The 14,147-nt window shown below is 61.0% G+C and carries 13 protein-coding genes and 1 riboswitch; of the genes, 4 read left to right on the top strand and 9 right to left on the bottom strand.

All coding sequences use genetic code 11. The annotated features are described in order from the left end of the window. Nucleotides 1-196: 196 nt before the first annotated feature. Nucleotides 197-859: a YigZ family protein gene (locus I6E51_RS14100; protein WP_197109010.1), complete on the bottom strand. Its 663-nt coding sequence runs from the start codon at nt 857-859 to the stop codon at nt 197-199. Nucleotides 860-933: 74 nt separating this feature from the next. Between I6E51_RS14100 and I6E51_RS14095 the strand changes: the two genes are divergently transcribed. Next, a complete protein-coding gene (locus I6E51_RS14095; protein WP_197109009.1) occupies nt 934-1,149 on the top strand; it encodes an SCO4848 family membrane protein in 216 nt (71 codons plus the stop codon). Between the two features lie 186 nt (nt 1,150-1,335). Here I6E51_RS14095 and I6E51_RS14090 read toward each other — a convergent pair whose 3' ends face one another. The 7 genes from I6E51_RS14090 to I6E51_RS14060 all read right to left on the bottom strand — a co-directional run bounded on the left by I6E51_RS14090 (nt 1,336) and on the right by I6E51_RS14060 (nt 9,740). Then, nucleotides 1,336-1,689: a DUF488 domain-containing protein gene (locus I6E51_RS14090; RefSeq protein ID WP_197109008.1), complete on the bottom strand. Its 354-nt coding sequence runs from the start codon at nt 1,687-1,689 to the stop codon at nt 1,336-1,338. Nucleotides 1,690-1,867: 178 nt separating this feature from the next. Then, nucleotides 1,868-4,165: a glycoside hydrolase family 3 N-terminal domain-containing protein gene (locus I6E51_RS14085; protein ID WP_307784018.1), complete on the bottom strand. Its 2,298-nt coding sequence runs from the start codon at nt 4,163-4,165 to the stop codon at nt 1,868-1,870. After that, nucleotides 4,162-5,097 carry an ABC transporter permease gene (locus I6E51_RS14080; RefSeq protein WP_231600222.1) on the bottom strand — a complete coding sequence of 312 codons (936 nt, stop codon included), beginning with the start codon at nt 5,095-5,097 and terminating at the stop codon, nt 4,162-4,164. The genes I6E51_RS14085 and I6E51_RS14080 overlap by 4 nt, the downstream gene beginning before the upstream one ends. Nucleotides 5,098-5,244: 147 nt before the next feature. Next, on the bottom strand, nt 5,245-6,324 hold the full coding sequence (locus I6E51_RS14075) for an ABC transporter permease (protein ID WP_197109007.1): 1,080 nt from the start codon (nt 6,322-6,324) through the stop codon (nt 5,245-5,247). Then, nucleotides 6,321-7,130, bottom strand: a complete 810-nt coding sequence (locus tag I6E51_RS14070) for an ABC transporter ATP-binding protein (RefSeq protein WP_197109006.1) — start codon at nt 7,128-7,130, stop codon at nt 6,321-6,323. The genes I6E51_RS14075 and I6E51_RS14070 overlap by 4 nt, the downstream gene beginning before the upstream one ends. Beyond that, nucleotides 7,127-7,951 carry an ABC transporter ATP-binding protein gene (locus I6E51_RS14065; RefSeq protein WP_197109005.1) on the bottom strand — a complete coding sequence of 275 codons (825 nt, stop codon included), beginning with the start codon at nt 7,949-7,951 and terminating at the stop codon, nt 7,127-7,129. Before I6E51_RS14065 ends, I6E51_RS14070 begins: the two co-directional genes overlap by 4 nt. A gap of 136 nt (nt 7,952-8,087) precedes the next feature. Next, nucleotides 8,088-9,740: an ABC transporter substrate-binding protein gene (locus tag I6E51_RS14060; RefSeq protein WP_197109004.1), complete on the bottom strand. Its 1,653-nt coding sequence runs from the start codon at nt 9,738-9,740 to the stop codon at nt 8,088-8,090. 207 nt (nt 9,741-9,947) lie between these two features. Here I6E51_RS14060 and I6E51_RS14055 point away from each other — a divergent pair, with 207 nt between their 5' ends. The 3 genes from I6E51_RS14055 (at nt 9,948) to I6E51_RS14045 (ending at nt 12,391) form a co-directional block, all read left to right on the top strand. Continuing rightward, nucleotides 9,948-10,580 (top strand): TetR/AcrR family transcriptional regulator, encoded by a 633-nt coding sequence (locus tag I6E51_RS14055; RefSeq protein ID WP_197110707.1) that lies wholly within the window; start codon nt 9,948-9,950, stop codon nt 10,578-10,580. 150 nt (nt 10,581-10,730) lie between these two features. After that, nucleotides 10,731-11,636, top strand: a complete 906-nt coding sequence (gene folP, locus I6E51_RS14050; RefSeq protein WP_197110706.1) for a dihydropteroate synthase — start codon at nt 10,731-10,733, stop codon at nt 11,634-11,636. A 5-nt stretch (nt 11,637-11,641) separates the two neighbouring features. Next, nucleotides 11,642-12,391, top strand: a complete 750-nt coding sequence (locus tag I6E51_RS14045; protein ID WP_197109001.1) for a pyrimidine reductase family protein — start codon at nt 11,642-11,644, stop codon at nt 12,389-12,391. Nucleotides 12,392-12,421: 30 nt separating this feature from the next. Here the strand turns inward: I6E51_RS14045 and I6E51_RS14040 are convergent, their stop codons facing one another. Further along, nucleotides 12,422-13,819 (bottom strand): L-serine ammonia-lyase, encoded by a 1,398-nt coding sequence (locus tag I6E51_RS14040; protein ID WP_197110720.1) that lies wholly within the window; start codon nt 13,817-13,819, stop codon nt 12,422-12,424. 204 nt (nt 13,820-14,023) lie between these two features. After that, nucleotides 14,024-14,119: riboswitch (glycine riboswitch) on the bottom strand. Nucleotides 14,120-14,147 lie beyond the last annotated feature (28 nt).

Here is a 14,147-nt window from a genome sequence, read left to right as displayed (position 1 = left end):
CTCTGCGCCGATGGTACTGCAAGGGGGACCTTGTGGGAGAGTAGGACACCGCCGGACTTCAATTGTAAAATAGCCACACCCTTCGGGGTGTGGCTATTTTGCGTTAACCACCCACCGGACAATCTCGGTCCACCGCCGGGTGCAGTTTTCGTTCGATCGGAGCTCGGCGTCGAGTGGACAGACATCCAGCGCTGGGCTAACGGAGCTCCGCGTCTACCCACTCGGAGCCGACAGGCTCCAGCGATCGCGCACCCGACGTGATGCCGGCAACCCGCTCGGCCAGCGCTGATTCGTCGCCAGGGTCTGCCGCCAACGTCATCACCGCTGCGCTGCCGTATTCGGTGCCGACTACCGTGACGCCGTGTTGGCGCAGCTCAGACTCAACCCGGCCGGCATCCGCATGGGGGAGCGCCAGCTGAAATAGCTCACGACGTTCTCGAAGCACAAGGCGCTTCTGTGCCCGTAAGTCATCGACGGCGAGTGCCGTGGCATCCGAGTAGGCGCGAATAAGACCACCGGTGCCCAAGAGGGTGCCGCCGAAATAGCGTGTCACCACCGCAACGCAATCAACGAGGTTGCGACCAGTGATCACGTCGAGAATGGGGCGCCCGGCGGTTCCGGACGGCTCACCATCATCGTTTGATCGGCGGACCTGATCGGCCTCTGTCGAAGAGCCGAGCACAAACGCCGAGCAGTGGTGCCGGGCGTCCCAATGCGTTTTACGCGCCTGTTCGATGACGTCTCGAGCATCCGCTTCGTTGTCGACTCGGACTATGTGGCAGAGGAAGCGTGAGCGTTTGACTTCGAGTCCGGCTTCGGCGCTGGCGCCGGGGCCTCCGCGTAACGTGTACTCGAGCATCCACCCATTGTCTCGCAGGTTGGTTCGGAGGGATGGCGCAACGGCCCTCGAGCGCGGCGTAGGCTGAGAACATCATGGAGCTGTTTGCCGCAATCATTCTGTTTATTAGCGCGTTGTTCAATGTCGTCGCATGGCCGCGGTTCTTCAAGCGCGTCAGCGCTGACCCCCGCGCGCGCGACACCGCGGGAAAGGCCACCGCGTTCTACCGTGTGCACGCTGTGCTGCTCGGTATTTCGCTGCTTATCGCCGCAGCATCTGTGCTTGCTGGCATGCTGCTGCTGCGTGGCTAACTCATGCCGCGCTAGCCGCTAGCTGCTGGCTTCTCTAGGCGATCGCTGTGGCGCTAGCCGCTGCGTCCATTGTTGCGGGGCGTTTCTTCTCCCGCAGTAGTTTGTCGTGCGGTTCCGGCGATGATGTCGCAGAGATCCGTCGTTTCGGGGTGCCGAGTGCAGAACCGTGCACGGGCCCAGATCCGCTCAGGAGTGCTCGGCAAGGTAGTCGCCTAGAATCACAGCGTGGTTTACGTGAGGATCTTTAGCCCCATAGAGCAGTGTGACGTGCGCATGCGTGGTTAGTCGACTCAGGATGTCGGGGAGCAGGACGTTGTCGTCGAGCTCCGCACGATAGCGGTCGGCGAATTCGTTCAGGGATTCCGGATCGTGGTTCCACCACTTTCGTAGTTCCGAAGTAGGCGCCAGGTCTTTGCACCATTCGTCGAGCGCAGCGTCTGTCTGTGTAATGCCGCGCGGCCAGAGTCTGTCGACGAGAATTCTGTAGGCGTCGGCATTCTCTTGTACGCCATATATTCGAGCAATCGTGAATGTGGTCACGGGTTAGAACCTTGTCTACGCGGATCCCGCTGGGGAGGTCGGTTGTGTCGCCCAGTATAGGGATAGTGGGCTACAAGGTCAGTTTTCCTTGAAGGAACGGAGCGCGCAATCAGCGGCCGAAGTCGAGGAATCCCTTCTGGTTCGCCGTATCTCCAGAGTCGGGGGTCGTCACCGGTTCCTATACGGATGCGAGGACGGAGAACGGGGCCGCGAGGAGCACTTCGTTGCGCGACGAGGGCCCGACGAGCAATTCAAAGGTTCCGGGTTCGACGCGACGCGTCGCGTTGGCATCTACAAGGGTGCAGTCGGCAACGTCGAGTTCGATCGAGACCGCCTGCGACTCGCCTGGGTTGAGGTCGACGAGGCGGTAAGTCTTGAGCTCCTTGTCTGCCCAGCTCACGGATGTGACTTGGTCGCGGATGTATACCTGAACAACCTCGCGGGTCGGTCGGGTACCGGTATTTGTCACTGTCACCTCTGCCTGAACGGTGCCGTCGAGGCCGTATTCGTCCCCGATGATCCGAAGGTTGTCGTATTTGACCGTCGTATAGGAGAGTCCCTCTCCGAATGCATATGCGGGGCTCTGGGTGAGGTCAGCGTAACGGTTTCCATGTTGCCCGCGGATCTGGTTGTAGTAGGTGGGCTGTTGCCCGGCGTGACGCGCGAAAGAAATGGGAAGGCGTCCGCTCGGCTCGACGATCCCGAGGAGCACTTCGGCGATTGCCTGACCACCCTCCATGCCGGGGTTTGCGGCCCACAGCAGAGCAGCCGCGCGATCAGCCGACGGTGGTAGCACGAGGGGTTTCGAGGCGAGAAGAACGAGAACAAAGGGCGTCCCTGTTTCCGCGATCGCATCGATGAGCGCGTTCTGGCCACCAATGAGTTCAAGGGTCGCGGTCGAGCGGCCTTCGCCGACTAGTTCGATTCTGTCCCCGACGACCACTACGGCGACGTCGCTCTGGCGTGCCGCGGAGACCGCGGCGGCGATCATCTTTTCATCTGGCGGGCAGGGCACCACTAACGGCGGGCGTGGCTGACCATCAGGGAAAAATGCACCCTCAGGATCATCGTCGAGCGTCAGTATGTTGGCCCCCTCTGCGTAGTCGATGGTCCAATCAGCGGGGCAAGCGAGGCGTAGACCATCGAGAGTGGTCGTGATCATGTCGCGGGGGTGTCCGTTCGGCAGCCAGTCCGCCTGCCCCGATGAGCCAGCCCAGTCGCCGAGCTGCGTTTGCGCGTCATCAGCGAGAGGTCCGACTACCGCCACTCGACGCGGCGTTGCCTCCGTGTGGGCGGGGGCATCCTCATCCGTCGCGTTGAGGAGGGGGAGTGTGCCGTCGTTGCGCAGGAGAACGAGCGAGCGACGGGCAGTCTCACGATTGAGGGTACGGTGCGGTTCGCTTGCGAGAACCGTGTCGATCCGGCTGGCATCGGGGTGTCGGGGATTCTCGAAAAGCCCGAACTCGAATTTCAGGCGCAAGATGCGCGAGACCGCAGGGTCGAGATCTTCCTCGACGAGCAGACCTCGTTCGATGGCCTCGAGAGCACCGTGGAAGAACCCGGGAGTTGTCATGACCATGTCGTTGCCGGCCTTTACTGCTGCGGCTGCGGCGTGTGCGTAATCCGGTTGAACCTGCTGTTCCCAGACCATGCGTCCGACGTTGTCCCAGTCGGTGATGAGGGTTCCGGTGTAGCCCCATTCGCCGCGCAGTACATCGTTGAGAAGCCAATCGTTGATTGTAATTGGCACGCCGTCGGTCGTCTGATATCCCAGCATGAAAGTGCGGCAGCCTTCCTTTGCCACTCGTTCGAATGGCGGAAGGAACCAGGAGCGGAGCTTGCGCCGGGAAATGTCAGCTTCGCTGGCGTCGCGCCCACCTTGAGTTTCAGAGTATCCGGCAAAGTGTTTGGCGGTCGCGAGGATGGCTGTGCTGTCTTGGGGGCCATCGCCTTGATATCCCCGCACCATAGCCGAAGCGAGTTCTCCGATGAGGAAGGGGTCCTCGCCAAAGGTCTCGTTGATGCGCCCCCAGCGCAGGTCGCGAGCGATACACAACACAGGCGAAAAGGTCCAGTGCACGCCGGTGGCAGCGACCTCTTTAGCGGTAGCCCGCGCGACACGCTCGAGCAGGTCGGGATCCCACGACGCCGCCATTCCGAGTTGAGTTGGGAAAATAGTGGCGCCTTCGAAAAACGAGTGGCCATGGATGCAGTCCTCGCCGACGATGAGCGGGATCTGAAGCCGGGTCTGGGCGACAAGCTCGTGCGCGATCGCGAGGCGTTCAGGCGACGCGTGCAAGATCGACCCCACGTGTTGACGCAGTACTTGTTCCGGTAGGTCCTCGCGCGCGTCGAGCTGCATCATCTGCCCGACTTTCTCCTCAACGGTCATTCGCGAGAGGAGGTCGAGGACTCTGTCGTCGACGGTACTTGTCGGGTCGCGGTAGAGGGGGGCGGTGGTGTTGGTGCCGGTCACGAGTTCTCCGTCGTTAGTGATGCTGATGGTGATGCTGTTGTCGCTGGCCGAACGGCTGTCACAGTGTCGTTGACGTTCAGGCCCTTCTTCTTCATTGCCCGTGCCCGTTCTCCGGCAGACCTCAATCGTGGGTTGACGTATTCGTCGATACCGAAATTGATCAGCGACAGGGCGACGCCGATGGCCGCGATGCAGAGTCCCGGAGGCATGTACCACCACCACTGATCTTGGCGAAACGCGCCTTGGGCACCTGCCCAGTTGAGAATCGTGCCCCAGTTGTAGGTTGTGACAGGGATAACCCCGATGTACGACAGAGTCGTGAGCCCGAGGATCGCCGCGGTCACGGTCCCCACGAAGCTCGCAGCGATAAGCGCCATGAGGTTGGGAAGCATTTCGACCAGGATGATTCGGTGGAGCGGCTCGCCGTTGGCGCGGGCTGCTTGAATGAAATCGCGATTGCGCAGAGACATCGTCTGGGCGCGCAACACCCGCGCGCCCCACGCCCATCCGATGACACCAAGTACCGCAGCGATCAGGATCAAAGGTGGATCATCGAACATCGATGCAACGATGATGATGAGCGGCAACCCCGGGATCACAAGGAAGACATTCGTGAGAGCAGAGAGTCCCTCGCTGCGCCAGCCTCGTACGTAGCCAGAGATAACTCCGACGATAATCGCGATCGTGGTGGCGATGATTGCAGCAAGAAAGCCCACAACGATGACACCACGAGTGCCGTGGATTACTTGACTCAACACATCCTCGCCGATGTGGGTGGTGCCCAACCAGTGCGCCGCGGACGGGGGTTGAAAGCGAGCGGTGTTGTCGATGGCTGTGGGCGAATATGGCGCCAGCACATCAGCGAAAATTGCCACGAGTACGAAAAAGCCGAGGATCGACAGTCCCGCGATCGATTTGCCGTTACGGAACATCGCAAAGGCTGAACCCAGCTTCGTCCAGAACGTTGGCTTCTCGGGACCGTAGCCACCGCGGCGCTTGTGGAGTGTATTGATTAGCGCAGTTTCTGGAGTCCACGCCGGGCGGCTGGTCGAGGTATCGTTCACACTTGTTTTCATGGCTCAGTCCTCCGTCTGACGCGTGCGCGGGTCAAGGAATGCGTAGGCAATGTCTGCGAGCACATTCGCCAGCAACACTGAGAGAGTGATCACGAGGAAGACACCCTGCATGAGCGCGTAGTCCTTCGCATTGGTGGCATCGAGGAGCAGTTTGCCCAGCCCCGGGTAGCTGAACACCACCTCCATCACGATCGTGCCGCCGACTATGAATCCGATCGATAAGGCAAAGCTCTGAATCTGGGGGAGCACAGCATTGCGTGCCGCATATCCCCAGAGCACTCGGCTGTTCGGCATTCCCTTGGCCTGCGCCACCATGACATAGTCCTCATCGAGCACGGTGAGCATCATGTTGCGCATGCCGAGCATCCATCCGCCCAGTGACGCGATGACGATGGTGAGCGCTGGCAAGGTTCCGTGATGGATCACTTGGCCGATGAACTCGAACGAGAGCTCCGGCGAGATCCCGACACCGTATGCCTTGCCGATCGGGAACCAGCCGAGGTTCACCGAGAAGAGGGCGATTGCGAGTAGGCCAAGCCAGAAGTAAGGGATGGTGCTCAGGAATGTGGTGATGGGAATGAGGGCATCGAGCTTGCTCCCGCGTCGCCATCCGACAATCGCGCCGCCAATGGTTCCGATCGCGAAAGAGATGAGGGTCGCGAAGCCTACGAGACCCAGAGTCCAGGGGAGGGATTGACTGATGACTTCAGTGACGGGGCGCAGGCCGTGCAGCAGCGAGACTCCGAGATCGCCGCGAAGCAGAAGACCTAGGTACTCCACATACTGCTGCAGAAGTGATTTATCGGTGTCGAGGCCGAGGAGCGAGCGCAGCGCCTCGGCGGCCTCGGGAGTGACGTTGCGGTTTCGGGCGAGGTATTGGGTGACCGCGTCGCCCTTCATCATGCGGGGCAGGAAAAAATTGATCGTGATCGCGGCCCATAGCGTGAAGAGGTAGAACAGCGCGCGGCCGCCGAGGAACCTCCAGGGGATACGCGAGTGTCCCTTGACGGCGTTCGTGGGGGTGGTGTCAGCATCGACGCTGTCAGAATCGTCGGTGAAAGGCTGAGGCTGGATAGCGGTCACTGGGTTCCTCCGAGAATGCCGGTTGCCGACCCGAAGTGCCTATCGGGATCGGGGGATGCCGCACGAAGCCTTTGTGTGTAGGGGTTTTGCGGGCGAAGTATGACGTCATCGGCGGCTCCGCGTTCGACCACCCGACCCTGGTTGAGCACGATAATCTCGTCGCTGAAGTGGCGAGCGGTCGCCAGATCGTGGGTGATGTACAGCACCCCGAGGCCCTCTTCGCGTTGAAGATCGGCGAGCAAGTTGAGCACCCCGAGACGGATTGACACATCGAGCATCGAGACTGGTTCATCGGCGACGAGGAACTGTGGCCGAGAAGCAAGCGCGCGGGCAATGGCAACGCGCTGCCGCTGGCCTCCGGAAAGTTCGTGGGGCCGTCGGTCGATGACGGTGTTTGGCTCAAGGTGCACGCGGCCGAGAAGGCGTCGCACTTCGTCGTCGAGCTGTTCCTTCGGCACGACATTGTCGAGCTGAAGCGGACGCTGGATGTGGTAACCGATCGAGTGGTACGGGTTGAGCGAGGCGAACGGATCTTGGAAGACCATACGCAGCTGCTGGCGGTAGGAGCGAAGACCCTTCCCGCGACGGGGGATCGGCTTTCCCCCCAAACGCACCTCGCCGGTCGTTGGCGTTTCGAGTTGAGTGAGAATCTTCGCGATTGTCGACTTGCCGCTTCCTGACTGGCCGACAAGCCCGGTTGTGTGGCCGGACTGGAGCGTAAAGCTCACATCATCCAGCGCCTTAATCTGGCCGGCGCCCCGTACAGAGTAAATCTTGGTGACAGCATCGAATTCGAGAAGGCTCATCGCGAAACCAGGCCTTTCTCACCGGTGAGGCGCGGGAAGGATGCCAGTAGTGACTTTGTGTAATCGTTTTGCGGATTAGTCCAGATTTGCTCTGCCGTGTCGAGCTCAACGATCTCGCCGTCTCGCATGATCGCGATGCGATCGCTGATTTCGAGGAGAAGGGGGAGGTCATGTGTGATGAAGATGACAGAGAAGCCGAATTCATGGCGCAAAGCAGAAATTTGACGCAGAATCTCGCGCTGCACGAGCACATCGAGTGCTGTGGTCGGCTCATCCATCACCATCAGCTGCGGGCGGAGGGCGAGTGCCATAGCGATCATTACGCGCTGGCGCATACCGCCGGACAGCTCGTGGGGAAAGGAGCGGTACCGCTGTACGCCAACTTTGACGATCTCAAGCAGTTCACTAACCGCGGTGCGTCGCTCCGCTTTGGTGTGTGTCGGCCGGTGGACCTCGAAAACGTCTTCGAGCTGTGATCCGATCGTCGCTACGGGGTTGAGAGAGTTCATGGCGCCCTGGAACACCATAGAGATCTTGTCCCAACGAAACCGGCGCATGTCTTCGGGGTCTAGCGCGTTGATCTCAATGTCCTCGCCCGACGAGTCGTGGAAGACGACGGAACCGCTGGTAATTACCGCGGGGGCTTTGAGTAGTCTCTGGACTCCGTAGGCAAGGGTGGTCTTGCCGCATCCGCTCTCGCCGGCCAGCCCGAGGATCTCGCCGCGACGAAGGTCAATGTTGACGTTGGTAACGGCCTCCACGGGCGGATCGACGTCGTAGACGACCGAGAAGTCTCTGACGGAAAGCAGGGATTCTCCCATTGGTTCATGCTCGCTTTCTTGGTGCCTAGCGCTTGGTGTGTAGGGCCTGACGACTTATTCCTGCTGGTTGGCTGGCTGGCGGGGCGAGTGCGATAGCCGCACTGCCCCGCCAGCGGTGGAGTTGTTAGCCCGTTAGCTAACTAGTTGGTGTCAGCTTCGCAAGGATCTGCACAATTCCCGGTTGAGTCGGATCCGCTGACGCGTACTGATCGTCCTCGGTGGGGAACCCAACGTAGTTCCGGGTGTTGTATTCGCCGAGGAGCGGGTGCGCCCCGAGCGGAATCGCGGGAACGTTGTCTACGAAGGCTTTCTGGATAACCTCGAGAGCAGCCGTTCGCTCATCGTCGGAAGCGGTGTTCGCGTAGGTGTTCAACGCTTCAGTGACCGCGGAGTCGTCGAATCGTCCGAAGTTGAACTGAGCGCGATCATCGACGATCCACTTGGTGTCCATGGTCGAGGTGTACAGGCCATATGCATTGCCCGTGTCCTCGAGCCAATGGATGATCGCCTGGAACGTTCCTTCTTGACGCGCGGCGTCCCAGCCGCCCCAGTCAGGCTGGTCAACGTTGACATCGATGCCGAGGCCTTCGCTCAGTTCTTCAGCGATCAGAGCCTGCTCAGTGTTCCAGTCGCTCCAGCCAGCAGGAACCGAGATCGAGAACGAGACGGCCTCGCCATCAGGGTCGATCAGACTGTCGTTTTGCCAGGTGTAGCCGGCATCCGTAAGGATTTGCTTCGCTTTATCGACGTCGACCTTGTAATTCTGGCCGCTGTACTCGGGCAGGATTTCATTCTCGAGAAGATCGCTCAGCCCGGTCACGCTCCAAATCGCCTCGCTCGCTCCTTCACGCGCAATGTCGACGTAGGCCTGACGATCAATAGTCCATGCCAACGCTTCGCGGAGAGCCGGGTCATTGAACGGCTTCGTCTGGAGGTTCATGAACAGGGTGCCTGCTCCCGCGGTGGGCGACACGAGGAAATGATTCGCCTCATCCGCGGCTAGGTAACTAGCCTCGATTTGTGGGATGAACGCCTGCGCCCAGTCGGCTTCGCCAGAGACAAGCGCGGTGGTGAGGGCTGCGTTGTCGCCGTACGAAACGTAGTGCAGTTCCGGCACCGCAAGGTCGCCGCCCCAGTAATTCGGGTTCGCCGTGAGAGTGACAGATTCCGTCGACCAGTTGTCGAGAACGTAGGGACCGGTGCCGACAGCGAGACCCTCTTCGGTGAGCGGGTCAGTGTTGGGGTCTTCGATGTTCTCCCAGATGTGCTTGGGCACTATGGGGGTGTGCAGAACGCGAGCCTGCGCGACATACTTCGAGTCGCCGAACGTGAGCGTGATGGCGTCTCCGTCGACCGTCGCACCCTCGTACTTGAGGCCGCTGGTGTCGGCGAGCGTACCGTTGAGGAACTGGTCAAACGTGAACACGATGTCGTCGCCGGTAAAGGCGGTGCCATCACTCCAGGTCACGCCGCTGCGGGGCACGACAGTCAGCTCGGTGTAGTCGTCGTTCCACTCCACGGACTCCGCGAGCCACGGGGTAGTGCTGAGGTCACCTGTCGGGTTGACGAGAGCCAGAGTTTCGAAAATGACTTTCGCATAGCCATACTTCGACGCTGACGAGTCGCCTAAGTAGGGGTTGTGGGATTCGGTGGTGATCGCGCCGTCTGGCTTTGCGATGGTGAGCGCCGCGCCGCTACCGCTAACGCTATCGCCGGCGCTCGTGGCGCAGCCGGTCAGCGCCAGCGCCGCCGCGATGCCGATGGCACCGATGGATGTTCTTAGCCTCATTGCTATTCTCCTTCGTGTGGGCGCACGACCCTGTGCGTGTGAGTGTATGACGCCGGGCGTGTCCGAAGGACGACGACGGCGTCGAACTGAGTGCGGGTTTACCTTACAATCAAGTAAGTAAGTTAAGCAAGCATCCGTTTAGTCGATCTCGATGCTCGTGCGCAGATATACTTTCATCCGGAAAGCAGCTAAAGGGGGAGGCGAACCATGGCAGTTAATCGGCGGCCACCCCGTTCCCGGCCTGAGACGCTCGCTCGGCGCCGTGACATCCTCGATGCCGCGGTCGAAATCTTTGGCAACAAGGGCTTTACCGGCGGAACGCTGCAAGAGATTGCCGACGAAGTGGGCATGACTCACGCCGGAATCCTGCATCACTTCGGTTCAAAGGACAAACTTCTTCTCGAAGTGCTTGCCCTCCGCGATGAGACAGACGTTGCTGATCTCGAAGAGCAACATATCCCGGACGGGATCGCACTTTTCCGCCACCTAGTTCGCACGGCGTTTATCAATGAGGGCCGCCCGGGTATCGTTCAGGCCTATGCTGTGCTGTCTGCGGAGTCAGTGACAGACGATCACCCCGGGCGCGACTTTTTCGAAAAGCGGTATGAAGTGCTGCGAGGTGCGGTCTCCGACGCCTTTAAGATGGTGTGCGCCGAGCACGGAATCACGTCGAAAGAAAAGATCGACCTCGCGTCCGCCAGCATTTTAGCGGTGATGGACGGGCTGCAAGTGCAGTGGCTCCTCGACCCCAAGACCGTCGACCTCGGCCGAGCATCGGAATTCGCTATCGAAGCGATCGTCGACTCCGTGATTGCTCCGGCGCGGTCAGCGCTGTCCTGAGGGGCGGCGAACGTGAGCGTCGCCATGCTCTGCGCTCGTGAGCTCACGCGCTAGCCCGCGCAATTTATCGCGGCGAGACTAGCCCTCCGCTCTGCGCGGCCCGGCGAGGTTGAGATGCACTTGTCAGCATCGTCGCCCAGTATGGGGAGTATGAGTTTTGACCTCCCGCCGCTGCGGAATCCACGACGGACTATTGGCGATCGAACCTTTGATTTCTCGCGCAACGTTGCGGTGATGGCGATCGTGAATCGCACTCCCGATTCCTTCTACGATGCGGGAACCAACTACGCGCTCGAGGATGCTGTTGCGGCGTCGCTGCGGGCTGTCGCGCAAGGGGCCGATTGGATCGACATCGGCGGCGTTCCGTTCGCTCCAGGCGACCCGCTGAGTGTCGAGGAGGAGTGCGAGCGCGTCGTTCCCGTTGTGCAGGCGCTTCGCGAAGCATCCGACGTCGTGATCTCGGTCGACACCTTCCATGCTGAGGTTGCTCGCCGGAGTATCGCGGCCGGTGCCACGGTGATTAATGACACCACGGGCTTGAGCGACCCTGACCTCGCCGGCGTTGTTGCCGCCAGCGGTGCATCACTCATTCTCGTTCATTCGCGGGCGCAGCCACGCACCCAGTTCGCTCGGCCGCAGTACGACGATGTAGCGACAGAAGTGCGTGACTTTCTTCAGAGCCGAGTGGAACAGGCTCGTGCCGCGGGCGTTCCCGACGAGCGATTGTTTGTCGATCCCGGTCACGACCTCAACAAAAACACCGTGCATAGTCTCGAACTCACCCGTCGCCTCGATGTAATCACCGAACTCGGGTTGCCGACCCTCGTCGCTCTCTCCAATAAAGACTTCATCGGCGAAGTGCTTGATAAGCCGAAGCGCGAACGCCTCGAAGGTTCACTGGCTGCCGCCGTGGCATCTATCCTCAATGGCGCGCGGGTCGTGCGAGTTCACGAAGTAGCGGAAACTGTTGCTGCCGTGCGCATGACCGAAGCCATTCTGGGGCTCCGCGAACCCGCGCTGCTGAAGCACAACATGTCCGACATCAACGAAAGGTAGGTACTGTGGCCGACGCATCCGAAATTCACTCCCTCAGCGCTGGGGCGCCGCTCACCGACGAGCAGCTTCTCGCGAGCTACGCGGTGGCTGATCGATCGGTGCCGTGGTTGCGCGCGAACTTCGTGTCGAGCATTGATGGCGCTGCCACCCACGAGGGAGTGTCTGGTGGGCTTGGCACGGACTCAGACGGTCGTGTCTTCGGGCTGCTTCGACGGCTTGCGGATGTCATCGTCGTTGGTGCGGGAACGGTGCGGCAGGAGGGCTACCGCAATCTCGCTCTCGACGAGGAATCTGCCGGGTGGCGGACTTCGCAAGGACTCGCCGCTCAGCCACCGTTTGCCATTGTGACGGCATCCCTGCGGCTGGAGCCGGGAGACCTGGGCAGCTATGCGACGCGCCCCCTCGTGGTGACCACCGAGAGCGCCCCCGCGGAGAGCCGCAAACGAATCGAAGAGGTTGCTGACGTGATCATTGCGGGAGACGCTGCCGTAGATACCGTCGAGATGAAACACCTTCTCGCGGAACGCGGACTTGTGCAGCAGCACAGCGAAGGCGGTCCGACACTCTTCGCGACCATGATCGCTCAGGGCGTTGTTGACGAACTCTGTCTCACCGTGAGCCCGCGGCTCGAAGGCGGGTCTGCTCGGCGAATTGTGGATGCGGCGGATGCGACACCGCAGAATATGTCGCTCGCGCACGCACTGTCCGCGCCCGACGGAACACTGCTGCTGCGCTACCTCCGCGCCGCGCGTTAGCGCGCAGCCGCTGCGGTACTTTCGTGCCCGCTAGCACTCGACGACGTTGACGGCGAGACCGCCCATCGACGTTTCCTTGTAGCGCGAACTCATATCCTTGCCGGTCTCGGCCATGGTGATAATGACCTCATCGAGCGAGACACGGTGCTCGCCATCGCCCCACAACGCCATCTTTGCAGCGTTGATCGCCTTCGAGGCAGCAATCGCATTGCGTTCAATGCACGGGATCTGTACGAGACCGCCAATGGGATCGCACGTGAGGCCGAGGTTGTGTTCCATCGCGATCTCGGCCGCGTTTTCGACCTGTGCGGGAGTTCCGCCGAGAATTTCCGCGAGCCCCGCAGCAGCCATAGAGGAGGCCGAGCCAACCTCGCCCTGACATCCGACCTCGGCGCCCGAGATCGAAGCCATGCGCTTGTAGAGCACGCCCACGGCCGCGCTGGCCAGCAAGAAGCGAACGGTAGCGTCATCCTTCGTCGCTTGGTCGGCGTCCTTCATGCCAGGCGCATAGTGGGTCGCATAAAACAGCACAGCCGGGATGATGCCGGCAGCACCGTTAGTGGGGGCAGTGACGACCCGGCCACCCGACGCATTTTCTTCGTTGACGGCAAGGGCAACGAGGTTGACCCATTCCTGCCAGAAGTTCGGATCGCGGTTGGGGTCTTCTTCGCGCAAGCGTCGGTGCCACTCGGGAGCCCGGCGACGCACCTTCAAATTGCCGGGGAGGTTGCCGGTGCGTTCAAGGCTATTGTTCTTGCACTCATCCATGACATCGCGGATGTGCAGGAGGCCAGCAACCACCTCAGACTCGGGGCGGCGGGCCAACTCGTTGCGCAACATCACACCGCTGAAGCTGAGCCCCTCGGTGCGGCAGTGCGCGAGCAATTGTGCGGCAGTGCGGAACGGCAGCGGATCCGCCACGACGGCTGGGCCGCTAGAGGAGCTGCCATCACGGTTGTCGCCCTCACGATAGATGAAACCGCCACCGATCGAGAAGTACGTTGCCTCCAGAATTGCGGCGCCATCCGCATCGTATGCCGCAAAACGCATGCCATTGGGATGCCCGTCGAGCACGGTGAGCGGGTGCAGGGCAATATCGGATTCGCGGAACGGCACATCGCGGCTCGCGCTCACGTGCAGCAGCCCGGATTCTTCGATGCGGGCCAGAATCTGGTCCATCTCGGCGGGGAGAACTTGGTCGGGGAGCTTTCCCTCCAAGCCAATGAGCACCGCGCTCATCGTGCCGTGGCCAGCACCGGTTGCGGCGAGAGAACCGTAGAGGCGAACGCTGAGAGTGGCGACAGAGTCGAGCATCCCGTGTTCGGAAAGATCAGCGGCGAAGGACGCAGCCGCGCGCATGGGGCCGACGGTGTGCGAGCTGGAAGGGCCGATGCCGACAGTGAACAGATCGAAGCTGCTCAGGGGCACTTCTTCGAGCGAGGGCGTCGGTACTTCAGTTCGGGGGGTCAGATTGCGAATGGCCACGGTGACTCCGTTTCTTCACCACACTGCGTCGTGCGGGCGTCGTTGAGTCCTCTCCGCTCTGTATTGGGCCTGAGAGTTTCCGCACGCTTGTGGCGTTGCGTTGCCCCGTCGGCGAGTCGGGCAGGGCCGACTACTTTTCAGAGTTGCCTATCCACTGCGGTACTGGGGCCTGAGAGATTCCCGGAGAGGGTTTGCTCCTACGGCGCCAACCATCGATCGGAAGGACTCTCCCGCAGCGGAATGACGGCTGTTCACTTGTGCCATCAGCATA

This window comes from Salinibacterium sp. NSLL17 (assembly GCF_015864935.1).
GTDB lineage: Bacteria > Actinomycetota > Actinomycetes > Actinomycetales > Microbacteriaceae > Rhodoglobus.
Note: the sequence above shows the minus strand (reverse complement) of the source record. Positions and strands in the feature narration are given on the sequence as shown.

Bases quoted from the DNA above. Each gene is read 5' to 3' on its own strand.
- I6E51_RS14065 (WP_197109005.1), bottom strand. From the start codon at position 7,951: ATGGGAGAATCCCTGCTTTCCGTCAGAGACTTCTCGGTCGTCTACGAC.
- I6E51_RS14055 (WP_197110707.1), top strand. From the start codon at position 9,948: ATGGCAGTTAATCGGCGGCCACCCCGTTCCCGGCCTGAGACGCTCGCT.
- I6E51_RS14070 (WP_197109006.1), bottom strand. From the start codon at position 7,130: ATGAGCCTTCTCGAATTCGATGCTGTCACCAAGATTTACTCTGTACGG.
- I6E51_RS14095 (WP_197109009.1), top strand. From the start codon at position 934: ATGGAGCTGTTTGCCGCAATCATTCTGTTTATTAGCGCGTTGTTCAAT.
- folP (WP_197110706.1), top strand. From the start codon at position 10,731: ATGAGTTTTGACCTCCCGCCGCTGCGGAATCCACGACGGACTATTGGC.
- I6E51_RS14060 (WP_197109004.1), bottom strand. From the start codon at position 9,740: ATGAGGCTAAGAACATCCATCGGTGCCATCGGCATCGCGGCGGCGCTG.
- I6E51_RS14080 (WP_231600222.1), bottom strand. From the start codon at position 5,097: ATGTTCCGTAACGGCAAATCGATCGCGGGACTGTCGATCCTCGGCTTT.
- I6E51_RS14100 (WP_197109010.1), bottom strand. From the start codon at position 859: ATGCTCGAGTACACGTTACGCGGAGGCCCCGGCGCCAGCGCCGAAGCC.